Below are 21,588 nucleotides of genomic sequence, written 5' to 3'. Positions count from 1 at the left end.
CAGCTTTCAACAAAGGCTTCACTTGCACCCGCTTATTGGTTCAGGTGGTGACGAGCTCTCGTTTCGGTAATGCGGCATACAGAATTTTTCCAGATTCGTTCCGGGGAATGGCATCGATTTGTAGAATCGTGACCCCTCTTGTATGCATCATGTCCTTGATGACTTGTTTGATGGCGGGACGGTCATCGTGCAACGTGTACACGTACAGCTCATCATCCGTTCCCGTACAGACACACTCATGTCCGTGTGCTCGTAACAGGTCCTCCACTTCATCGAGGCTAATCCGGTTCCCATGCATCTTAATCATCCGCTTGATGCGGCCGACGATAAAGAAATAGCCGTCTTCATCCATATACGCCAAATCACCCGTCTGCAGGACGCCCTCGTTCTCATCTCCGCTCGCGAGATCGGATAACGCCTCGGCATACCCGAGCGACACGTTTACTCCCTGATACATCAACTCTCCGACGATGTTAGGCGCAGTGATCAGTTCACCTGTTTCCTTGCGAAGTGTCAATTCACCGCCTGGGATGGCGATACCGATGCTACCCGCCTTCTCCTGATTCTGGTCAGGAGGCAAATACGACATGCGGGCCGTCGCTTCCGTTTGACCGTACATCGTGAAAAACTGAATGCCTTTTCGTTCGCAGATGTCGGTAAACGCACTCGCTAAATCCGGATTTAATTTTCCTCCGGCTTGCGTCAGTTTCGTCAAACTTGGTAGCTCCATCGTCTCGAACTTGAGCCGTTGTAGCATCTCGTAGACGAACGGCACACCGCCGAACGTCGTCACATGCTGATTGCGACATATCTGCCAAAATTCCTTCTGCATGATCGACGCCTCCGTCACGACGATGGTCGCCCCGGACACGAGGTGGCTGTTGATAATCGACAGACCATACGAGTAGTTCATCGGCAACGTCGTGATCGGACGGTCGTCTTCAGTGATAGTTAAGTACGATACGATCGATGCCGCGTTGTGGAACAGGTTGTCGTAGCTGAGCCGTACCAGCTTCGGACTGCCCGTACTGCCGGACGTCGTCAACAGGAGCGCGAGCTCGTCATGCAGTTCATGCTCAATCACATGAGGACACTCAAATAGCGCATAGTCCCCATATTCGTAAGTCGTGTCCATCTCCTGCATTAATTGCTCATGCTCCCGATTCGCCCAAATGTGCGTCGGTCGATAGCGGTCAATTAAGTTCTGCAGCTGTTCCGAATGAATCGCTGCATCCAACAGGAGTGGCACGATGCGTCCGCGCAGGAACCCGACGTAGCCGAAGAGTGACTCTTTATTGTTAGCACACAAACAAAAGACGAGCGTTCGATCGCCGACCTCACGCGCAATCGCGTCGGCCGCCTCAATCATCTCTTCGTAGGAATACGCACGATTCGCATAAATGGCGGTGCGTTCTCCATACTGACCAATCGTATCGAAGCGTTTCATTAACCGAAGTCCACACCCAAGCGTTTCAATAAGTCGATGCCAGACTGATACGTGTTGAAATCTGTGATCACATCGGAATCGAGATCGACGTCAAAAGCGTCCTCGAGCTCCGCAATCAATGTCATGTGGCCAATCGAATCCCACTCTTTCGTGACACCGAGCTTCATTTCTTCGAATGACGCGTCTGGCTCGACATCGAGTCCGTTGATAAAGGCTGTTTTATATAATTCGATATTGTTCATTGGATGAATTCTCCCCCATTTTAGATAATTGATAATGATAATCATTTGCTATGTGATTTTATCACATCGGTTTTTTGACGGCAATACGACATCGGATCATTCATTTTTCTAACTAATTTACTCAATTCTAAAAATATGAGGCTAGATTTTGAGTACATCAGCGAATTTTAAAAAGAATTGAGTCATCAATAATCGATGACTCAATTCTTTGATCTATTCAATAAAATTCGATGGTAACATTCTCATATCCATTAGAGTTCAAAAATGAAATCAACAATTTTTCCGTTGCTTTGTCTGCTTCTTTTAAAAAGCCTTGACTTACTTTCTTCTCTTCAACTTTTTCTTTATCCTTTGTAATCTCGTCCATAATCGTTTGGGAAGGGTAGTCAGAAAAAATGTTTCCTTTGATGTCTGTTACTTTAGTATTCTCCGTTTCAGCAACGTTATCGAGAATTTTAGACTTTGGCACTTGCACCAACATACTTTCATCTTTGTCATCGTAAGATAATTTAATATTGCTAAAGTCAGTTCCGGCTTTCAAATATCCGGAATACTCGATTAGTTTGATTGCTTCAGCGAATTTGATGTCCGATAATCCTATTAAAGAGACCTCTCTATTAGTGCGACTCACAATGACATGGCTATATTCATATTTCAATGTTGCTAGCTCTGACAACTCTACAATCCTATCTTGAACTAAAGCTGTATCTGAACTCTTATTAGTTGTGAATTCAAACGGTTTGAATTGAAATAAAATAATTGCGCCAACCATCACAGTTCCTAATACTAGAATCAGACTTGATATCATCAGCTTTTTCACAGTCGCATCCCCTTAAAAAATATGTAATTTTTATCCTTGGATTTATTATACGTTTTTATCTTTTATTTAATAATATAAATTTCGATAAATTAAAATAGATTATTAAATTACCTCCATACTAAAAAGACCACCTGTGATCCTCTGGTAAACAGTCATCGCACAGCAGTTTCCCTTTAAAAGTTGCTCCATTACACAACTGTAACAATGGATCACTTTTTTCTCTATCTGTTATCCAACGTCCACAAGTTGAGCATTTTCCACAATTCATTGAACCTGGGTCCAAGACAACCGTGGAGGAACTTTCCCATTCCACATTCACTTCATTCGTACCTATTCTGATTTTTTGATCATGACACAGCTCATTCGCAATTTGATCAATCATCCCAAAATCTTTACGTACTTCCGTTTCGTCTACTTCCACCAAAAAAGATGCATTGATTAAAACTGTTTTTTTCAAAGTTAACTCTCCTTCCAATCATTCAATTCATGCGAGTTTTAATCAAAGTAGGTACTTGATTTTCAATGCTCTTAAACTTTTTCAATATGATTAGCATTCGGTAGCCGAAAACATTTACCTGCACAAAAAGCGTCAAAGACAGAAGCTGCCTTTGACGCTAAACAAATATATATGTGGTTACTTATGATAAGGCTCATTCCGGTTGATCCGATACGCTCGATAAATCTGTTCACACAAGACGAGCTTCATCAATTGATGCGGGAACGTCATTTTTGAGAAGGAGATCGTATCATCCGAGCGTTTCATGACGTCGTCCGATAACCCGAGCGAGCCGCCGATGACGAACGCGATTTTGCTCTTGCCGTATGTCGCCAAGTTGTCGAGCTCGCGGGCGAACTCTTCGCTCGTTCGTTGTTTGGCATCGATGGCCAAGGCAATCACATGCGTGTCCGGACTGATTTTCGCCAAAATCCGCTCGCCTTCTTTTTGTTTTACTAGAATCATGTCCGCCTCACTCAAATGCTCGGGCGCTTTCTCGTCTGCGACCTCGATTTCCTGCACTTTCGCGTAGGCCGACAAGCGTTTTGTGTACTCGGCAATCCCTAGTTTCAAATACTTCTCTTTTAGTTTGCCGACCGTGATAATTGAAATATTCATCCAATTCTTCCTTTTTCCACAGTTTTTTTGGAGTTATCCATAGGGTTATCCACAGAGTTATCCACAAATCCACATGTTGATAATCATTTTTTGCTTGACACAACATATGTTGCGTCGGCATCACAGAACTCACATGTCACTTGTCCACTTGTGGATAGTTCTTCGAGCAACGGGTATTCCCCCGTCTCATCGACAATGATATCTAAAGCGATTTCAACATGTTCCTTGCATACTTTTTTTTCCACAATGTTTCCTCCTTAAAAAAGAAGCGTCGCCGCTCCTTTAGGTTGCTTCAGTTAATGTGGCCTCGGTCTTGTCTGCCTTGCCGCGTCGTGTATATTCAATCGTGACCTTATCCCCAACCGTGGCGTCTCGGTACAGGGCGTCTCGCAAATCGACGTAACGTTTGATGTCACGGTCGCCGATTTTGACAATGACGTCACCGACGCGGAGGCCCGCCTCTTCGGCTGGACTGCCGGGCGTGATTGCCTCGACGAACACCCCGTCTTCGTTATCAAAACTAATCCCATACTCTTCCCGGACGTTACCCGGTACGGCGATGACTTCTTGAATCGTGACACCGAGCTGGGCCCGCGTCACTTCCCCATCACGCTCGAGCATATCGATAACCGGCAACGCGACGTTGACGGGAATCGAGAAGCCGACCCCTTCGACGCTCGCCTCGGCGATTTTCATCGAGTTGATGCCGACGAGCTCGCCGCGGATGTTGATGAGTGCCCCGCCGGAGTTACCCGGGTTGATGGCTGCATCGGTCTGGATGACCTCGGCGTTATAATCCATGAGGCCGTCACTGTTCGTATCGACCGGCACGGTGCGTTCGACACCACTGACGATACCACGGGTGACCGAGTTTGAAAAGACGCCGAGCGGATTCCCAATCGCCATGACGGTCTCGCCTGCCTGGAGCACGGTCGAGTCCCCGAGGGCAATCGGGGCGACGTCGATATTGGCCGGCAGTTTGACCGATGCGACAGCCAAATCGTTGAGCGGGTCTTCTCCGAGAATCGTCGCCGAAGCGACTTGTCCATCAGAAAACGCGACGTTAATCTCATCCGCTTCTTCGATAACATGGAAGTTTGTGACGATATACGCCGTGTCGCCGTCGACCTTATAGATGACACCAGAGCCCGCTCCGGCCTCCCACTGCGAGTCCGAGGTGAACGCCCGCTGGATGTTCGTAATGCTGACGACGGACGTCTTAGCGCCCGTCACAGCGCTCGTGATGTCAGATTCCGTGACAGTGACGGCTTGTTCCGTCCGAATCAGTTCATTCGTCACAAAACGAGAGGTTGGGGAATCCCAGAGCATCATCGCCAAAAAGAACAAAGCCGCTCCTAAGAATCCGCCAACCCCTCCGAGTAACAACGGTTTTAAGTTCACTCGCGGCTTATGGCGCACATGTTCTTCTTGCTTCGGGCGCCACTCGCTACGAGATGGGTACGTCGGTTTTACATCGTTCATTGTATCTGCTTCGTGCTCTAAAGGTTCGACGTCTTGAGGTTCATACTCATGGTGTCTCTCTTCATTCACGACGCGTCCCCCCTTCAAGACAGTGTGTTATCTGTCTTTTCCCAAGTTCGCTTATAAAGAAACGAGCGAAGTGGGGGTCGATGGGTCGGTATCGCACAATTTGATGCGACCGAGGTCGACATCACGCGTCCCAAGTGTTTGCGAGACGCTCATTTGAGCGAGCTCTTTCATGTTGTTATCTTTACTGAGGTGAGCCAAATAAATTCGTTTCGTCTGGTCTCCGATGACCTCGCTCATCGCGATGGCCGCGTCTTCGTTCGAGACGTGACCGTAGTCCCCGAGTATCCGGCGCTTGACGCTCCACGGGTAACGTCCCATCTGGAGCATCGAGACGTCGTGGTTCGATTCGAAAATAAAGTCATCGGCCCCGCGGATTACACCTTTCATCCGGTCGGACACATAGCCCGTGTCGGTGATATGGGCGAGGCGTCTGCCGTCATGGGCGAATTGGTAGAACATCGGGTCGGCCGCGTCATGGCTGACGTTGAACGACTCGATTTCGATATCCCCGAACTGTTTAATCTCGCCTACCTCAAAGTGAAACTTCAAGGCCGGGTCGACCTTTCCAATCAAGGATTCCATCGCGTCCCACGTTTTCGCGTTCGCGTAAATCGGTAAATTGTATTTTCGAGCGAGAATCCCGACACCTTTAATATGGTCGGAGTGCTCATGCGTGACGAGCAGTGCATCGATACCGTCAAACGATCGACCGATTTCGGTGATGCGTTGTTGCATCGCCTTCCCGGTCAATCCGGCGTCGACGAGCAATTTCGCCCGTTCCGTCTCAATGTAGAGGGCGTTTCCGGTCGAACCGCTCGCAAGCACACTATAGCGTAAAGTCACTCGATCACTCCTTTCATTCTTCTGAATCAAATTCGACCCGTTCGACGGTCCCGTCGATCGCATTGACGAAGTAGGCGTCCTCGTCAATCGTGATCGCCCAGAGCGGCGGCATGATAATCAGGCTGCCGGAACTGTCGAGCGGCAGGCTATAGAAGCCTGTATTGATGGCTCGCATCTCTTGATTCGGCTGGAAGTATTTCCGGGCCGCGAGTTGCGAGATCGCCTCGCTCGCCGTCAAAACGAGATCGTCTTGCGACTTCGAGGACAAATTCGTCAAATGACGTTGTTTATAGTCGGTCACTTCGAACGCTTCGTTCAGTTGAAGCAATAAAAGCGACGGACCGATGTACTGTTCCGTCTCCCCGTTGATTTCGGGGTTCGAGAAAATTTTATTATTTTCATACGTCTGTACGAAAGCGACTTGACGCGTCTCGGCGTCATATCGCCAGTACGCATATTCGGAACCGAACGGGACGTACTCTGAGACGAACGTCGCCGCGGTCGTCCGCAAATCGTTTTGATCGAGCGGGACGGGCTGTTTGAGCTCGACTTCGAGCTGCATGTTGTCGAGTGTCGTCGCCAGTTGGGCTTCCCGATTCTGCGTAATCATCGAGGCCGACATCTGTTCCGACGAGCCTGTCAAATAGCCAATGTCCCGACCCATCCGTGGCAACTTCGACGCATCGACGTTGCGCTGGTCCAAGATTTGCGCGATTGACGTATTGTCGTTCGTCACGACCTCCGTCGCCCACGTTTCCGTCAAGAGCTGGAACAACAGGTAGATGTTCAGCGCGAGGAAGGCGAAGAGGAGAATCGTTTTCGCTTTACTCCAGTCCACGATACATCATCCTTTCTGTCCAGTCCTCCGGTTGATCGAATGGAATCCATCTTCCGGCTTCCCGAACGAACCAGTTCGGGGAGAACGTGACGTAACGGCTCGTGTCTTCATTGTATTCAATCTCATAGCCGAGACGAATCTCAGTCACGTTTTCAAATCGTCCTGCGTTGACGAGCGTATCAACCACATCTTGTCCATCCGCGAGCTGCGTCGTCCCGACCGAAATCAAACGATCGATTTCGAGATGGTGCCGGGTGATCGACCGGACTTGCGTCCCGTCGTTCTCGACACGCAGCGTCGACAAATCGACGGCGTCGTTGTTGATGAACGCCTCCCGTTGACTGAACACCGGGAAACCGTTCACGTGAAACCGGAACACGGTCGTCTCAAACCCTTGATTGGCCGGGGTAATCGCATCGAAGCGAAGCGACAACCCTTGGCTCTCCGACGTCTCATCGACCCAACCTCCGTGGAAGTTGACGAACTCGACGATCGTGTCGAGCCCGATGACCGACTCTTGTTCCGTGCTATTGCGCGACAAGTTACGGTAGCGGCTCGCGTTCAGGTTCGCATCGTACTCGGCGACGCTAATCCCGTTCGTGAGGGCGCCAACAGAGCTGGCCGGATCGACTTCCTGCACGTTCGGGTCACCCGGGAAGAACGTATCGCGCATCCAGTCGAGGCGCGCCGAGATTTGAATTTGAGACACGTCATAGGCGAACAGCTCATTCATCTCCGGTCCGACGACCGGGATATAGTTGACGCGTTCATCCGTATACGTGACACGTCGCATCGCCCGGTCCGAATCTTTCAAGAACAGGCTGTTGACGTCCCCTTGTCCGACTTTCGACAAGCGGCCTTCCCAGAGCGACTGGTCGCTCATGATGGTACGGATACGCCACGTGTCGTCCTCCATGAAGATGAGGGCGCGTTGCGGCACTTTCCCGGACAGGCTGTACGAGCCCGGGAGCATGTAGCTGAGCGTGTCCGCATAATACGCTTCCGGTAAAATCAGTTCGACGGCCTCGTCGACGCCCGCATACAAACTCGGGACGTTCTTGACGGCGAGTGGTTTGAACTCGCTCGCTTCGAACGATTCACGGATGACGCGCATAATCTGCTTCGGCGTGTTCTTCGTTGCAAAGACGGCGTTGTTCTCATGGACGACCGTTTGGGCCGGCACGATGACTTGACGCGCCTGGCGCTGCAACGACTCATCCACCGTCGCGACTTGCGTCTCCGATTGGACCGACTGATACTTCGGATGGTAATCCCAGAGGATGACCGTTTGGACGATGGACGTGACGATCAAGGTGAGCAAGACGAGCGATTTCACTAGTTCTGGCTTCGCCAAGAAGCGTGGTCGTTCCATCAGTCATTCACCTCCACGATCGTATCGAACGGGATGGTGAAGTAAATCGTCGTCCCACGTCCGAACTCACTCTCGGCCCAGATGTCGCCGCCATGGGCGGAAACGACTTCTTTGGCGATTGATAGACCGAGTCCGGTCCCGCCGATATTGCGGGCCCGGGCTTTGTCGACCCGATAGAACCGTTCAAAGATTTTTTTCAAGTTTGATTTCGGGATACCGACTCCTTCATCTTTAATGCCGATGACGAGCCGTTTGGCACGGAGCATTGTCCGGAACGTGATCGTCCCGCCTTCCGGCGAGAACTTGACGGCGTTCGTGATGATGTTATCGATGACCTGCGTCATCTTGTCTTGATCGGCATGGACGTATACGCGACGCTTCATGAGCTTACGGCGGAACTGAATCGTCTCACCTTTCGTCATCTCATGTCGCTCGATGATGTCGTTAAAGAACTGGATAAAATCGAACTTCACTTTTTGCATCGTATACTCTTTGCTGTCCATCTTCGACAGTTGCAACAAGTCGTTGACGAGGCGAATCATCCGCTCCGTCTCGTTTTGTGTCGTCTCGAGGAAGCGCGGGGCGAGCTCGTCGTCCTTATATGCGCCTTCCGCGAGCACTTCGAGGTAACTCCGCATCGTCGTGAGCGGCGTCCGCAGCTCGTGGCTGACGTTCGCGACGAACTCACGGCGGTCTTGCTCGACTTGTTCTTGCTCGGTCACGTCGTGCAAGACGACGATCAGACCGGTGATCGGTCCGCTATGCTTTTGAATCGGCGAGAAGTAGGCGCGGACGAGGAACAGCTCTTCGTCCGTACTGAGGTCGATTAGTTTCGGCGGCATCGTCCCGTCTTCCGGGATGACGATCTCGTCGTCAAACTCGAGCAGGTTCTGTAGGTTCGCACCCATCGCCTCTTCTTCGGCGAGCCCAATCATGTCACGGGCTTGGTCGTTCATCAAGATGACCCGAAGCGAGCGGTCCGTCGCGACGACACCGTCCGACATATTCTCGAGGACGCTCGTCAAGCGGCGTCGCTCAGCCTCGGTCGTGGCATTCGCCTCCATCAGCTCATCGGTCAATTCGTTGAACGAATAGGCGAGTTGGCCGACCTCGTCGTCGGAATAGACTTTAACTTTTCGCGAGAAGTTCCCTTTTCGCATCTCGACGGCTTGACGACGCATATCCGCAATCGGTCGCGTAATCGTCCGTGACAGCAAAATCCCAAGAATCGACGTGATGATGAGGGCGATGAGCGTCCCGGTCGCGAGGATCCGGGTCACTTGTTCCATCTGATTGTAGATGGACTGCATCGACGCCTCGATATAAATCATACCGGTCGTCGTCCCATCGACTTCTGATTTGACCGGAACGGCAACGACGCGCATGCGTTCGTTCGAGTCTTCATAGACGAGCGTCTCTTGCGCCCCGCTCGTCGCGAATGATTTTTGAATGAACGAGTTCGCCGTCCGTTGTCCGACGAGACTCTGGTTGTTCGGGTTCGACGTCGCCCGGACGACACTGTTCGTGTCGATAATCTGGACTTCGCGAATGTCGTCAGCTAGCGTCGTGCTCTCCGTAAACTCAGACAGCAGTTGATCCAGTACCTGGTTCAACTGCTGGTCCGAGGTCGAGTCACCACCGTTCGATGCGATCCCTTCACTGACGTTATAGCTCAGAAGGTTGGCCCGATCGACGAGCGACTGCGAGAAGTTGTTGATGTATTGTCGTTCGAGGGAGCGTACGAAGTACACTCCGATGACTTGCATCGCAACAAGAATGAGCAGCGCATAGATGACGACGAGCTTCCACTGGATAGATTTAAAGAAGTTCGTCCGTTTCATCGTTTAGTCTTCTTCTCCTGCTTTTAAATAGTACCCGACACCACGGCGCGTGATGATATACGTCGGCGTCGATGGATTGTCTTCGACTTTCTCACGCAACCGGCGGACTGTCACGTCGACCGTACGGACATCGCCGAAGTAGTCATAGCCCCACACCGTCTGGAGCAAATGCTCCCGCGTCATGACTTGCCCGATGTTTTGGGCGAGGTAATGGATGAGCTCGAACTCACGGTGTGTCAATTCGATTTTCTCTTCCCGTTTCGTGACCATGTACGAATCCGGATGAATCGTCAAATCACCGATCACGATATCGTTGTCATTGGCACCTTTCGTCTCTGGGGCCGGAGCCGTTGCGTGACGGCGCATGTTCGCCTTGACGCGGGCCAAAAGCTCGCGTGAGCTGAAGGGCTTCGTGACGTAATCGTCGGCACCGAGCTCAAGTCCGAGCACTTTATCGATTTCAGAGTCTTTCGCCGTCAACATGATGATCGGCATGTCGTACTTCTTACGGACTTCCCGGCACACTTCCATGCCGTCTTTGAGCGGCAACATGATGTCGAGCAAAATCAAATCCGGTTTGACTTCTTCGACTTTCACGAGCGCCTCTTCCCCGTCATACGCGACGTGGACTTGGTATCCCTCTTTTTCAAGCTTAAACTTCAATATATCTGCGATTGGTTGTTCGTCATCTACCACTAAAATCGTACGATCCATTCAGTGAGTCCTCCTCTTATCGTTAAACGTACATGTCTACATTGTAACTCTTTTTCTATAGGTTAGAAAGCGTGGTCCATTTCCGTGGAAATGAAAAGAGAGCCACGAGGGCTCTCTATCTTATGCTTCGTAAATATCACGCAAGATGACCGTCTGCTCACGTGCCGGTCCGACCGAGAACGTCAACAATTCGATACCTGTCAACGCTTCGATGCGCTTGACGTAGTTCTGCGCGTTCACCGGCAAGTCTTCGAACTTGCGGATGCCTGTGATGTCTTCTGTCCAGCCTGGGAGCTCTTCGAACACCGGCTTGCACTGTTCGAGCACGCGGAAGTTCGGTGGGTACTCGTCGAGGAGCTTGCCTTCGAACTCATATGCCGTACAAATCTTGAGCGTCTCAAGACCTGTCAACACGTCAATCGAGTTGAGGCAAAGGTCTGTGATGCCGCTGACGCGGCGCGAGTGGCGGACGACAACCGAGTCGAACCAACCGACGCGACGCGGACGTCCTGTCGTCGTACCGTACTCTTTTCCGACTTCACGGATCGTGTGACCGATCTCATCGTCAAGTTGGGTCGGGAACGGGCCGTCTCCGACACGTGACGTGTACGCCTTACAGACGCCGACGACGTGATGGATCTTCGATGGACCGATACCGGCACCGCTCGATACGCCGCCTGAAGCCGCGTTCGATGATGTGACGAACGGGTACGTTCCGTGGTCGATGTCTAGCAACACACCTTGCGCGCCTTCGAAGAGCACTTTCTGTTCTTCGTCGAGCGCGTTGTTCAACACGACCGATGTATCACATACGTACTTGGCGAACTGTTGGCCGTACGCGTAGTATTCTTCGAAGATGTCATCGAATTCGATCGCATCGACTTCGTACATCTTCACGAACATGCGGTTTTTAATCGCGAGGACCGTCTTGAGCTTCTCGGCAAACACTTCTTTGTCGAGCAGGTCGGCGATGCGAATCCCGATGCGCGCCGCTTTATCCATGTAGCAAGGACCGATCCCTTTAAGTGTCGTCCCGACTTTGGCGTCGCCTTTCGCGTCCTCTTCGAGCTTATCTTGCAACTGATGATACGGCAAAATGACGTGGGCCCGGTTCGAGATGCGGAGGTTATCCGTGCTCACACCGCGCTCGTGCAAATACGCGAGCTCCGTGACGAGTGATTTCGGATTGACGACCATCCCGTTCCCGATGACACATGTTTTGTCCGAGTAGAAGATCCCCGATGGAATCAAGTGAAGTTTATACTTCGTATCGTTGAAGACGATTGTATGACCAGCGTTGTCTCCCCCTTGATAACGCGCGACGACCTCGGCCTGCTTCGATAAGAAGTCCGTGATTTTCCCTTTACCTTCATCGCCCCACTGCGTTCCCACTACGACTACTGATGACATAATGAATCCTCCTTGTAGATAAACGTTCTATTCAAACCATCCGTAAGTGTACACTTGCTCTTGTTGAAAGTCAACCTAATACCGAACGATATTTTTAAGTTGTAACCTTTCGTTCGTTATTGACGTGTCATTTCTCGTTCAATGATGGAATTCTTCAAAATCAAGATACGTTTAGGTCTAAAGACCGACCAAAAAGGCGACGTCATGAGACGTCGCCTGGCAGAATCATTCGTCCTACATCGGTGGCGCAAAGGCTTGCGTCTCCATGTTGACGAACTTGTTATATTCTTTTCGGAACGAGAGTTTGACCGTCCCCGTCGGACCGTTACGCTGCTTGGCGATGATGATCTCGATCGTGTTGGCGTCTTCACTCTCTTTGTCGTAATAGTCATCCCGGTACAAGAACGCGACGATATCGGCATCTTGCTCAATCGCCCCGGATTCCCGGATATCCGACATCATCGGCCGCTTGTCTTGACGGCTCTCAACACCACGTGAGAGCTGTGACAAGGCGATGACCGGCACTTGAAGCTCACGTGCGATCGCTTTGAGCGTACGCGAGATTTCCGAGACTTCTTGTTGCCGGTTCTCGCCCGGCTTGCCGTTCCCGACGATGAGCTGCAAGTAGTCAATCATGATCATGCCGAGGCCGTGCTCTTGTTTCAAGCGGCGGCACTTGGCCCGAATCTCGTTGACGCGAAGACCCGGTGTATCATCGATATAGATACCGGCTTGTGACAGCGACGACATGGCGAGCGAGAGTCGCCCCCAGTCCTCGGCCTCGAGCCGTCCCGTCCGTAGACGCTGGGCATCGATATTGCCTTCCGCACAGAGCATCCGCATGACGAGCTGCTCGGCACCCATCTCCAAACTGAAGATGGCGACGTTCTCGCCGGTACGGACGGCCACGTTTTGCGAGATGTTCAAGGCGAAGGCCGTCTTCCCGACGGAAGGACGGGCCGCGACGATGATGAGGTCGTTGCGTTGGAAACCGGCCGTCATCTTGTCGAGATCGCTGAACCCGGTCGCGATACCGGTGATTTCGCCGCTCGATTGGTGCAGTTTTTCAATCGTCGAGTAGGCGTCCGATAAGACCGAGCCGATCGGATGGAAGCTTGACTGCCCTTTACGTTGCGAGACTTTTAAAATGTTCCGCTCGGCGTCTGACAGGACGGCATCGACCTCATCTTGGCGTTCATAGCCGTCCGAGACGATATTCGTCGCAGTCCGAATCAAGCGGCGAAGCGCCGCCTTTTGGTCGACGACGTTCAAATAATAACCGATGTTGCCGATGGCCGGAACCGCTTCGGCGATTTCCGCCAAATAGTTCAACCCACCGATTTCATCGAGAATGCCTTGGGCTTGAAGCTCCGAACTGAGCGTGACCAAATCGACGAGTTCGCCGCGGTCGTTAATCTTCAGCATCGCCTCAAAAATCCGTTGATGGCTGACACGATAAAAGTCGTCCGGGTCGACCCGTTCCGAGGCCGTAATCAGCCGATCAGAATCGAGGATGACGGCCCCAAGGACAGCTTGTTCCGCTTCGACGCTATGTGGCGGGGTGTTGACTTGAATCGCATCACTCATACGTTGTCTACCTCACCTTCACGCTTCTTGAACATGAACGTTTAACGAAGCCGTGACGTCATGATGCAACTTCACCGGCACTTTCGTGAACCCGAGCGCTTTGATTGGGTGTTCAAGCTCGATTTTACGCTTGTCGATCTTGTAGCCCATTCCTTTCAACGCCTCACCGATTTGTTTGCTCGTGACCGATCCGAAGACGCGACCGCCTTCACCTGACTTCGTCTTGACGACGATCGTCTCTTTTTCGAGCTTGTCCTTCAACTGTTGGGCTTGCTTCAATTCTTCTTCGGCCGCTTCTTCAGCGCGTCGCTCTTTCGCGGCGAACGCCTTCAAGTTACCCGGTGTCGCTTCGACCGCCAAGTTCTTTTTAAAGAGTACGTTCTTCGCGTAAGCGTCCGCGACGTCTTTGACGTCACCAGCTTTACCTTGACCTTTAACATCTACTTTTAAAATGACTTTCATTCAGAATCCTCTCCCTCTGTTTCATCTGTCATATAATGATCAATCGCTTCTTGTAATAACGTCTTCGCCTGTTCCCGGCTCACGTTCAATTGCGTCGCCGCGTTCGTCAAATGGCCGCCCCCGTCCAGCATCTCCATGATGACTTGGACGTTGACGTCGCCGAGCGAACGAGCACTGATGCCGGTCCGGCCGTCTGGCAAGATGGCGATGACGAACGACGCTTTAACGCCCTCCATATTGAGGAGTTGGTCAGCGGATTGGGCAATCAACACTTGATGATGCACTTCATCATCCGAAGCGACGGCGATCGCCATACCATCGGAATAAATATCCGTGTTTTCGAGTATATGGGACTGTTCGATATACGATTCAAGGTCTTGACGCATGAAGTGTTGGACAAGCACGGTGTCTGCCCCTTGAATCCGAAGGAAGGAAGCGGCGTCGAACGTCCGCGACCCCGTCCGCAAGGTAAATCCTTTCGTGTCGACCACCATACCTGCGAGGAGCGACGTCGCCTCTAAAATCGATAGCTTGCGCGTCCCGGCCTGATACTCGATCAACTCCGTCACGAGTTCGCACGTCGATGACGCGTACGGCTCCATATAGACGAGGACCGGATCCTCGATGAACTCTTCGCCGCGGCGATGGTGATCGATAACGACGACCCGTTCCGCCCGGTCCAAAATGTCCCGTGAGATGACGAGCGACGGTCGGTGCGTATCGACGACGACGAGGAGCGTCTGTTCGTCGATGAGCGGTTGAGCCTCGAACTCTGTCAAAAAACGGCTATATAGGTCTTCGTCGTTTTCGACTTCATTGACGAGACGTTGGATGCCGACACTCGTCTCGCCGGCCGGGATGACGACGTACGCCTCGCGACCGACAAATTCAGCCAGTTTCATGATGCCAATCGAAGCCCCAAGTGAATCCATATCGGGGTTTTTATGCCCCATAATCAGGACACGGCTCGACTCGCGAATCAAATCGCGCATCGAGTTCGAGATGACGCGGGCTCGAACCCGGGTCCGTTTCTCGGTCGGGTTCGTCTTGCCGCCGAAAAAGCGGACTTTCCCGTTATGACGCTTGACGACGACCTGGTCACCGCCACGTCCGAGCCCTAAATCGAGACTCGATTGCGACAAGTTGCCGAGTTCCGTCAACGTCGTCTCTCCGCAACCAATCCCGATGGAGAGTGTGAGCGGAATCTTATGCTCTTTCGTCGCCTCACGGACCTCATCGAGAATCGAGAAGCGGTTGTTCTCGAGTTCAGAGAGCGTCCGTTCGTTCATGACGAGAAAGAAGCGGTCGGCTGCCGTCCGACGCATATAGATGTGGTATTTTTGAGCCCATTGGTTCAAGAGGACGGTCACACGTCGATTGATTTCACTCCGGACCTGTTCATCCACAGCGGTCGACATCTCGTCATAGTTGTCTAAGTATAAGACGCCGATTACCGTCTGTGTTTCCGAGTATTTTTGTTCAATCTCTGCCTCATCCGTCATATCGAACAAGTAAAGTGTCTGATACTCCCTATTGTAGAGGACCCGATAAACGCGGTCTCCGACTTCGATGGTCGCCTCGTCCTCTTCTTCCTCAATCAATTCGGTGAACGCCGAGTGAATCGAGTCAATCGAGATTCCGAGTTCCATCTCGAGCTCAAAGATGAGTCGAGACTGTTCATTGAACCAGCTGATGCGACGAGCTTCGTCAAAGACGAGAATCCCGATCGGCATGCCGGTGAGCGCTTCTTTCCCAACATCTTCAATCCGATGCGACAAGGAATGAACGTATTGTTCCCATGCCTTGCGCTCTCGTCGAATCGTCACTTGCTGATAGATGAAAAAAATCAGCGTGCCCACGAACAGGGTGATTGCCGCCACAATGCTGTAGAACGCCAATCCTAACGCGACCAACATTCCAATCACATATGGAACGGCGTGACGCGCGTACTGGTTCTTCACTGATGTTATTGCTTCACCACTGTGCATGTGTGCCTCCTAAAATGAGTGGTGTTCCACCCATGATGTCTAAATGGTTTCTGCTCTATCATACCATATCCGCCCGTTTCACTTACACTCCTACATCGGCTCAGAAAACAAAAAACGACCTATCCCGAGGGATAAGCCGTGTGTCAAAAATTACTCTGCAACGTATGGAAGCAAAGCCATTTGACGTGAGCGCTTGATAGCGACAGTAAGTGGACGTTGGTATTTCGCTGAAGTACCAGTCACACGACGTGGAAGAATTTTACCACGCTCCGAAACGAAGCGTTTGAGCAATTCTACGTCTTTATAATCGATATGGGTGATGTTGTTCGACGTAAAGAAACATACTTTACGACGACGACGACCTCCTGGACGACGTGCCATGTGAAGACCTCCTTTTTAGTTTAGTTTTCGAATCGACGCGATCAAAATGGCAGATCGTCATCCGATAAGTCGATTTTTCCGCCACCCGAGAACGGGTCAGCTTCAAAACCTTTGTTTGAGTTCGAGGACTGAGATGAAGTCGAAGAAGCGGCTGCGCCCCATCCTGACCCACTTGACTCACCACCACCGAAGACATCTCCAGCCGGTGCTGTATCACGTTGCCCTGAGGCACCGCGTGGTTCAAGGAAGCGTACGCTATCGGCTACGACTTCTGCCCGGTAACGACGTTGGCCATCTTGACCTTCGTAACTACTGATTTGAAGGCGACCGTCTACGCCGGCCATGCTGCCTTTTTTCAAATATTGTGCCACGTTCTCTGCTTGTTTGCGCCAAACGACACAATCAATAAAGTCCGCCTCGCGCTTCCCATCTTGTCCAGTGAATGGACGATCGCAAGCGAGAGTAAAGCGAGTTACGGCAATCCCGCTCTGCGTGTAACGCATTTCTGGATCGCGTGTCAATCGACCAACTAACACAACTCGGTTAATCATCTCAAAGCTCCCCTTTCGCAATATGAAGCGTTAAGAATTAACGCTCGTCTTTAGTTGTCATTTGACGGACAACGTCATCAGAGATCTTCATGAGACGCTCTGTTTCTTGAATCGCTTTAGGCTCAGCAGTGATGTTGAGAAGAACGTAGTGTCCTTCGCGCATCTTGTTGATTTCGTAAGCGAGACGACGTTTACCCATGTCTGTTGTTTTATCAACAGTACCACCGTTTTCAGTGATGACGTTGTTGAAGCGTTCGATTAAAGCTTTCTTAGCTTCCTCATCAACTGATGGACGGATAATGTAAAGAAGTTCGTATTTACGCATTATCTTTCACCTCCTCTTGGACTAACGGCTCCTACCGGTTGTAGGAGCAAGGAGCAAACAAATGTTTTACTCACGTCATAATATACTATCAAACTTCTGTTCGTTTTACAATACGTTTCCGTAAAATGGCTTAAACGTTGAAACGGAACGTGACGACGTCGCCATCTTGGAAGACATATTCTTTTCCTTCTGAGCGAAGTTTCCCTTGTTCTTTGACCGTCGTCATATTGCCGGCAGCTGACAAGTCTTCATACGAGACGACTTCTGCCCGGATGAATCCACGCTCGAAGTCCGAGTGGATGACGCCCGCACATTGTGGGGCTTTCATGCCTTGCTTGAACGTCCAGGCGCGTACTTCTTTCTCACCGGCCGTGAAGTAAGTCGCGAGACCGAGCGTCGAGTAAGCGGCACGAATCAATTGATCGAGACCTGATTCTTCGATGCCGAGGTCTTGCAAGAACTCAAGGCGCTCTTCTGGTTCGAGCTCTGAGATTTCTTCTTCGATGCGGGCACAGATGACGATTACTTTCGCATCTTCTGTCGCCGCGTGTTCACGAACTGCTTGGACGTATGGGTTTTGATCGGCATCCGCCACTTCGTCTTCACTGACGTTCGCGACGTAAAGCATCGGCTTCATCGTGAGCAATTGGAAGTGTTTGACGATCGCAAGCTGGTCTTCTGTCAACTCGGCAACGCGAGCCGGGCGCTCCGATTCGAGGACGGCTTGAACGATTTCAAGTGCCTCGAGTTCTTGAGGTGCACCCTTATCTTTCGACTTGACCATTTTTTGAACGCGCGTGATGCGTTTCTCGACCAACTCAAGGTCGGCCAAAATCAATTCGAGGTTGATGGTCGTGATGTCATCAATCGGCGAGACTTTTCCTGCCACGTGCGTGATGTTGTCGTCTTCAAAGCAACGGACGACTTGGCAAATCGCGTCGACTTCACGGATGTTGGCGAGGAATTTGTTTCCGAGCCCTTCTCCTTTTGACGCACCTTTCACGATTCCGGCGATATCTGTAAACTCAAATGCGGTCGGTACGGTCTTCTTCGGTTTGACGAGTTCCGTCAACCGATCGAGACGTGCGTCCGGCACTTCGACGACCCCTACGTTCGGGTCGATTGTCGCGAACGGATAGTTTGCTGCTTCTACACCGGCTTGCGTGATGGCGTTAAATAATGTCGATTTCCCGACGTTCGGTAATCCGACGATTCCTGCTGTTAATCCCACTTGTATGTCCTCCTCATCCGGCTTTCCCGGGAAATGTTGATCCGTCTGTGGAGTGGGTACGTTCAGTACACCACACCGTCACATCCTTCACAATTATAGTTAGTCCTCGATTAAACCGCAACTCACGGTTGCAACATAGAGAAGAACGCCACTTATTCAGCGGCGTTCTCTTGTTTAAGCACTTTTTTCAATCGCTTATCAAAGTCGCGACGCGGCATGAGCACGCTCGCCCCGCATCCTTGACACTTGATGCGAATATCCATTCCGACCCGAGTCACCTGCCAGCGATTCGTCTGACACGCATGCGGTTTCTTCATTTCTACAAAATCGTTCAACTCATACGATTTAGCCTGCATTTTCCGGCGCTCCTTTAGTCGTTGTGGTTGGCGGCATCATGACGGTACGCGGATACGGGATTTCGATTCCGCGCTCATCTAGCCCGGCCTTCAACTCTTTATGCAAAATCCGACCGGCCGCGAAGTGTTGTGTCGGTGGAACTTCGGCCATGAGACGATAGACGACTTCCGACGGTCCGAGCGACTGCACACCAGCGAGCGTAATTGGTTCGATGAACAAGTCGTGATACTTCTCCTCGACCGTATGGGCGATTTCTTTCAACGCCTTCTCCACTTTATCCGTGTCTTCTTCATACGCGACACCGATATCGACGACTGCGACACTGTTTTCGAGTGAATAATTCGTCACTTGCATGATTTGTCCGTTCGGGATAATCGTCACTTGTCCGTTCAACCCTTTCAACTTCGTCGTCCGAATCCCGACTTCGATGACGGTGCCGTCGACTTGTTGATTTAAATTGACGTAATCCCCGTTCTTATACTGGTTCTCGAAGATGATGAACGCACCTGTGATGACGTCCTTCACCAAGTTTTGCGCACCGAACGAGATGGCCAGACCGGCGACCCCGGCCGATGCGATTAAACCGGCGATATTGACGCCGAACTGCCCGAGCACCGTCAAAATCATGATCAGGCCGAGCACATAGCGAATCGTGTTTTGGGCCAATTTCGATAGCGTCTCATTTTGCCGTTGCGTCACAATATCGTGCTCTTTAATTTTACGCAGTGCGAACACGCGTTGGACCATCGACGTCAAAATGCGTGACGCCACGTAAAGTGCCAAGATGATGAGTGCGACACCGGTCAATTTGATACCGAGACCGATCCACATCTCCGTGTCTTGAAAATAGGCGACGAACCGATTGACACTATCCATCGTTTCGTCGGCTACCGTGCTTAAGTTTGTATCTGTATTTTGTGAAGCCATGTTGTCACCTCTAGCGTTATAGATTCTAACCCATCAAACCATAATTAACGACTTTTCTCAAACCCTACATCCGGACGTTATAAGTTTCGGTGTTCCGGGAATGGGATAATACGGTTTCATTCCGCAATTGCAACTAGACGCAGGCAGCTTAGAAGAGAGGATGAGATTCATGCCGTTTCGCCTAAAACCTCATAAACCATACTCTTTCTTCATCGAACATACCGAACGGAGTGGATCCAAGCTCTTTGCCGATCAACTGCATGATCAGTTGGCAAAGGAGACGCATCGTCCAATCGTCCTCGTTTGTATCGGCTCCGACCGTTCCACCGGTGACTCGCTCGGACCGCTCGTCGGCACGTTCCTTGAGGAGCGCTTTGTCCGCAATATCCATGTGTACGGCACGTTGACAAAACCGGTCCATGCGCTGAACCTTGTCGAGACGCTCCATGAGATTCAGACACGGTTCCATCGCCCCCTCATCATCGCCATCGACGCTTGCCTCGGTCGCTTGTCGAGTGTCGGTTATATCTTCTTCTCAGAAGGACCGCTCGCCCCCGGTGCCGGTGTTCAAAAAGAACTCCCTTCGGTCGGCGAATACAACATTAAAGCCGTCGTCAACGTAAGTGGCTTCATGGAAATGATGATTTTGCAAAACACGCGCCTCCACCTCGTCTATGAGCTGGCCCGTTTCATCACCGACGGGTTCGTCGAGTTCGACTCACGCATCGGGCGGCTTCATCAAGAAGAGGCGGCCATCACCCGACTTCGTCAGTCTCGTGACGAATCGAAATCTTGAGGCGATAACAACGTCAATAGATGTTCCAAATCGTCTTGCGAGAAATACTTCAGCTCGAGGACGCCCCCTTTTCGACGCGGGCGAATCGATACATCCATTTGAAGACGTTCCGCTAGCACCGCCTCGACGGCTTCCACGTCGGCGTCCGAGCGTTTGAGCGTCTTTTTTTCAATGCGCTCTTTTTGTAAATAGCGCTCGAGTCGGCGGACCGTCCATTGCTCGGCGATGACGCGACGGGCAATCTGTTCCATCGCCTGAACCGATTTCATGCCGGTGATGGCCCGGGCGTGGCCCATCGTCAACTCACCGACCATGACCGCATGCTGGACCGCACTCGGTAACCGAAGCAGTCTCAGGCTGTTCGTCACATGGCTCCGACTCTTGCCGACGCGTTCGGCCAGTTGTTGCTGGGTCAATCCGAGCGTTTGCATCAACTGTTCGTAGGCGAGCGCCTCTTCGATCGCGTTCAAGTCGGCACGTTGAATATTCTCAATCAAGGCGAGTTCCATGACGCGGTCCGAGTCGGCCGTGACAATCAATGCCGGGATATCCGTCTTGCCGGCCAATTGAGCAGCCTGAAACCGACGCTCGCCGGCGATGATTTCATAAAACCCACTCGCTTTACGGACGACGATTGGTTGCAACACCCCATAACGTTCAATCGATTGCCTGAGCTCGTCTAACTTTTCTGGTTCGAACTGCTTGCGGGGCTGGTTCGGGTTGGGACGAATGTGTTTAATCGGTAACCGTTCCATCATGATTCCTCCATTCCTTCTGACTGATAGCTATAA

24 protein-coding genes are annotated in these 21,588 nt (G+C 51.4%); 1 reads left to right on the top strand and 23 read right to left on the bottom strand.

Going from position 1 to position 21,588, the window contains the following annotated elements; genetic code table 11:
- Positions 1-40: 40 nt before the first annotated feature.
- The 22 genes from KNP95_RS08110 to KNP95_RS08005 form a co-directional block, all read right to left on the bottom strand.
- On the bottom strand, positions 41-1,447 hold the full coding sequence (locus KNP95_RS08110; RefSeq protein ID WP_214836471.1) for an AMP-binding protein: 1,407 nt from the start codon (positions 1,445-1,447) through the stop codon (positions 41-43).
- Positions 1,447-1,689: an acyl carrier protein gene (locus tag KNP95_RS08105; protein WP_021067876.1), complete on the bottom strand. Its 243-nt coding sequence runs from the start codon at positions 1,687-1,689 to the stop codon at positions 1,447-1,449. The genes KNP95_RS08110 and KNP95_RS08105 overlap by 1 nt, the downstream gene beginning before the upstream one ends.
- 217 nt (positions 1,690-1,906) lie before the next feature.
- Complete coding sequence (locus KNP95_RS08100) at positions 1,907-2,509, bottom strand: DUF4230 domain-containing protein (protein ID WP_214801899.1); 603 nt, start codon at positions 2,507-2,509, stop codon at positions 1,907-1,909.
- Between the two features lie 118 nt (positions 2,510-2,627).
- On the bottom strand, positions 2,628-2,966 hold the full coding sequence (locus KNP95_RS08095) for a hypothetical protein (RefSeq protein ID WP_214836470.1): 339 nt from the start codon (positions 2,964-2,966) through the stop codon (positions 2,628-2,630).
- A 177-nt stretch (positions 2,967-3,143) separates the two neighbouring features.
- On the bottom strand, positions 3,144-3,623 hold the full coding sequence (gene rlmH, locus KNP95_RS08090; RefSeq protein WP_058765186.1) for a 23S rRNA (pseudouridine(1915)-N(3))-methyltransferase RlmH: 480 nt from the start codon (positions 3,621-3,623) through the stop codon (positions 3,144-3,146).
- An 83-nt stretch (positions 3,624-3,706) separates the two neighbouring features.
- A complete protein-coding gene (locus KNP95_RS08085; protein WP_021067873.1) occupies positions 3,707-3,868 on the bottom strand; it encodes a CxxH/CxxC protein in 162 nt (53 codons plus the stop codon).
- A gap of 37 nt (positions 3,869-3,905) precedes the next feature.
- Positions 3,906-5,174 carry a S1C family serine protease gene (locus KNP95_RS08080; protein ID WP_029596434.1) on the bottom strand — a complete coding sequence of 423 codons (1,269 nt, stop codon included), beginning with the start codon at positions 5,172-5,174 and terminating at the stop codon, positions 3,906-3,908.
- 51 nt (positions 5,175-5,225) lie between these two features.
- Entirely contained in the window at positions 5,226-6,017 is a 792-nt protein-coding gene (locus KNP95_RS08075) for an MBL fold metallo-hydrolase (protein ID WP_021067871.1), read from the bottom strand.
- A 13-nt stretch (positions 6,018-6,030) separates the two neighbouring features.
- On the bottom strand, positions 6,031-6,855 hold the full coding sequence (locus KNP95_RS08070) for a two-component system regulatory protein YycI (protein ID WP_021067870.1): 825 nt from the start codon (positions 6,853-6,855) through the stop codon (positions 6,031-6,033).
- Positions 6,842-8,227 (bottom strand): two-component system activity regulator YycH, encoded by a 1,386-nt coding sequence (yycH, locus tag KNP95_RS08065; RefSeq protein WP_058765181.1) that lies wholly within the window; start codon positions 8,225-8,227, stop codon positions 6,842-6,844. The genes KNP95_RS08070 and yycH overlap by 14 nt, the downstream gene beginning before the upstream one ends.
- Complete coding sequence (gene walK, locus KNP95_RS08060) at positions 8,227-10,068, bottom strand: cell wall metabolism sensor histidine kinase WalK (protein ID WP_021067868.1); 1,842 nt, start codon at positions 10,066-10,068, stop codon at positions 8,227-8,229. The genes yycH and walK overlap by 1 nt, the downstream gene beginning before the upstream one ends.
- Positions 10,069-10,071: 3 nt before the next feature.
- On the bottom strand, positions 10,072-10,782 hold the full coding sequence (yycF, locus tag KNP95_RS08055) for a response regulator YycF (protein WP_021067867.1): 711 nt from the start codon (positions 10,780-10,782) through the stop codon (positions 10,072-10,074).
- Positions 10,783-10,902: 120 nt separating this feature from the next.
- On the bottom strand, positions 10,903-12,192 hold the full coding sequence (locus KNP95_RS08050) for an adenylosuccinate synthase (protein ID WP_021067866.1): 1,290 nt from the start codon (positions 12,190-12,192) through the stop codon (positions 10,903-10,905).
- A 234-nt stretch (positions 12,193-12,426) separates the two neighbouring features.
- Positions 12,427-13,779, bottom strand: a complete 1,353-nt coding sequence (gene dnaB, locus KNP95_RS08045) for a replicative DNA helicase (protein ID WP_021067865.1) — start codon at positions 13,777-13,779, stop codon at positions 12,427-12,429.
- 18 nt (positions 13,780-13,797) lie between these two features.
- Positions 13,798-14,241: a 50S ribosomal protein L9 gene (rplI, locus tag KNP95_RS08040; protein ID WP_021067864.1), complete on the bottom strand. Its 444-nt coding sequence runs from the start codon at positions 14,239-14,241 to the stop codon at positions 13,798-13,800.
- Complete coding sequence (locus KNP95_RS08035; RefSeq protein WP_021067863.1) at positions 14,238-16,229, bottom strand: DHH family phosphoesterase; 1,992 nt, start codon at positions 16,227-16,229, stop codon at positions 14,238-14,240. The genes rplI and KNP95_RS08035 overlap by 4 nt, the downstream gene beginning before the upstream one ends.
- A gap of 150 nt (positions 16,230-16,379) precedes the next feature.
- Positions 16,380-16,610 (bottom strand): 30S ribosomal protein S18, encoded by a 231-nt coding sequence (rpsR, locus tag KNP95_RS08030; RefSeq protein ID WP_015880232.1) that lies wholly within the window; start codon positions 16,608-16,610, stop codon positions 16,380-16,382.
- Between the two features lie 41 nt (positions 16,611-16,651).
- Positions 16,652-17,161: a single-stranded DNA-binding protein gene (ssb, locus tag KNP95_RS08025; RefSeq protein ID WP_021067862.1), complete on the bottom strand. Its 510-nt coding sequence runs from the start codon at positions 17,159-17,161 to the stop codon at positions 16,652-16,654.
- 37 nt (positions 17,162-17,198) lie between these two features.
- Complete coding sequence (rpsF, locus tag KNP95_RS08020; protein WP_021067861.1) at positions 17,199-17,486, bottom strand: 30S ribosomal protein S6; 288 nt, start codon at positions 17,484-17,486, stop codon at positions 17,199-17,201.
- 130 nt (positions 17,487-17,616) lie between these two features.
- Positions 17,617-18,717: a redox-regulated ATPase YchF gene (ychF, locus tag KNP95_RS08015; protein ID WP_214801923.1), complete on the bottom strand. Its 1,101-nt coding sequence runs from the start codon at positions 18,715-18,717 to the stop codon at positions 17,617-17,619.
- Positions 18,718-18,869: 152 nt separating this feature from the next.
- Positions 18,870-19,073, bottom strand: a complete 204-nt coding sequence (locus KNP95_RS08010) for a DUF951 domain-containing protein (RefSeq protein ID WP_016509068.1) — start codon at positions 19,071-19,073, stop codon at positions 18,870-18,872.
- Positions 19,063-20,001 (bottom strand): mechanosensitive ion channel family protein, encoded by a 939-nt coding sequence (locus KNP95_RS08005; protein ID WP_029596438.1) that lies wholly within the window; start codon positions 19,999-20,001, stop codon positions 19,063-19,065. Before KNP95_RS08005 ends, KNP95_RS08010 begins: the two co-directional genes overlap by 11 nt.
- Positions 20,002-20,170: 169 nt before the next feature.
- Between KNP95_RS08005 and yyaC the strand changes: the two genes are divergently transcribed.
- Entirely contained in the window at positions 20,171-20,797 is a 627-nt protein-coding gene (gene yyaC, locus KNP95_RS08000) for a spore protease YyaC (RefSeq protein ID WP_021067858.1), read from the top strand.
- Here yyaC and KNP95_RS07995 read toward each other — a convergent pair.
- Entirely contained in the window at positions 20,770-21,552 is a 783-nt protein-coding gene (locus tag KNP95_RS07995; protein WP_029596439.1) for a ParB/RepB/Spo0J family partition protein, read from the bottom strand. The two genes, yyaC and KNP95_RS07995, sit on opposite strands and share 28 nt — an antisense overlap.
- Positions 21,553-21,588 lie beyond the last annotated feature (36 nt).

This window comes from Exiguobacterium sp. s36 (assembly GCF_018618345.1).
Classification (GTDB): Bacteria; Bacillota; Bacilli; order Exiguobacteriales; family Exiguobacteriaceae; genus Exiguobacterium; species Exiguobacterium chiriqhucha.
Note: the sequence above shows the minus strand (reverse complement) of the source record. Positions and strands in the feature narration are given on the sequence as shown.

What these genes read in the sequence shown, in the direction of transcription:
- KNP95_RS08110 (WP_214836471.1), bottom strand. Translation starts at nt 1,447, where the DNA reads ATGAAACGCTTCGATACGATTGGTCAGTATGGAGAACGCACCGCCATT.
- KNP95_RS08105 (WP_021067876.1), bottom strand. Translation starts at nt 1,689, where the DNA reads ATGAACAATATCGAATTATATAAAACAGCCTTTATCAACGGACTCGAT.
- rlmH (WP_058765186.1), bottom strand. Translation starts at nt 3,623, where the DNA reads ATGAATATTTCAATTATCACGGTCGGCAAACTAAAAGAGAAGTATTTG.
- yycH (WP_058765181.1), bottom strand. Translation starts at nt 8,227, where the DNA reads ATGGAACGACCACGCTTCTTGGCGAAGCCAGAACTAGTGAAATCGCTC.
- walK (WP_021067868.1), bottom strand. Translation starts at nt 10,068, where the DNA reads ATGAAACGGACGAACTTCTTTAAATCTATCCAGTGGAAGCTCGTCGTC.
- yycF (WP_021067867.1), bottom strand. Translation starts at nt 10,782, where the DNA reads ATGGATCGTACGATTTTAGTGGTAGATGACGAACAACCAATCGCAGAT.
- KNP95_RS08050 (WP_021067866.1), bottom strand. Translation starts at nt 12,192, where the DNA reads ATGTCATCAGTAGTCGTAGTGGGAACGCAGTGGGGCGATGAAGGTAAA.
- dnaB (WP_021067865.1), bottom strand. Translation starts at nt 13,779, where the DNA reads ATGAGTGATGCGATTCAAGTCAACACCCCGCCACATAGCGTCGAAGCG.
- rplI (WP_021067864.1), bottom strand. Translation starts at nt 14,241, where the DNA reads ATGAAAGTCATTTTAAAAGTAGATGTTAAAGGTCAAGGTAAAGCTGGT.
- KNP95_RS08035 (WP_021067863.1), bottom strand. Translation starts at nt 16,229, where the DNA reads ATGCACAGTGGTGAAGCAATAACATCAGTGAAGAACCAGTACGCGCGT.
- rpsR (WP_015880232.1), bottom strand. Translation starts at nt 16,610, where the DNA reads ATGGCACGTCGTCCAGGAGGTCGTCGTCGTCGTAAAGTATGTTTCTTT.
- ssb (WP_021067862.1), bottom strand. Translation starts at nt 17,161, where the DNA reads ATGATTAACCGAGTTGTGTTAGTTGGTCGATTGACACGCGATCCAGAA.
- rpsF (WP_021067861.1), bottom strand. Translation starts at nt 17,486, where the DNA reads ATGCGTAAATACGAACTTCTTTACATTATCCGTCCATCAGTTGATGAG.
- KNP95_RS08010 (WP_016509068.1), bottom strand. Translation starts at nt 19,073, where the DNA reads ATGCAGGCTAAATCGTATGAGTTGAACGATTTTGTAGAAATGAAGAAA.
- KNP95_RS08005 (WP_029596438.1), bottom strand. Translation starts at nt 20,001, where the DNA reads ATGGCTTCACAAAATACAGATACAAACTTAAGCACGGTAGCCGACGAA.
- yyaC (WP_021067858.1), top strand. Translation starts at nt 20,171, where the DNA reads ATGCCGTTTCGCCTAAAACCTCATAAACCATACTCTTTCTTCATCGAA.
- KNP95_RS07995 (WP_029596439.1), bottom strand. Translation starts at nt 21,552, where the DNA reads ATGGAACGGTTACCGATTAAACACATTCGTCCCAACCCGAACCAGCCC.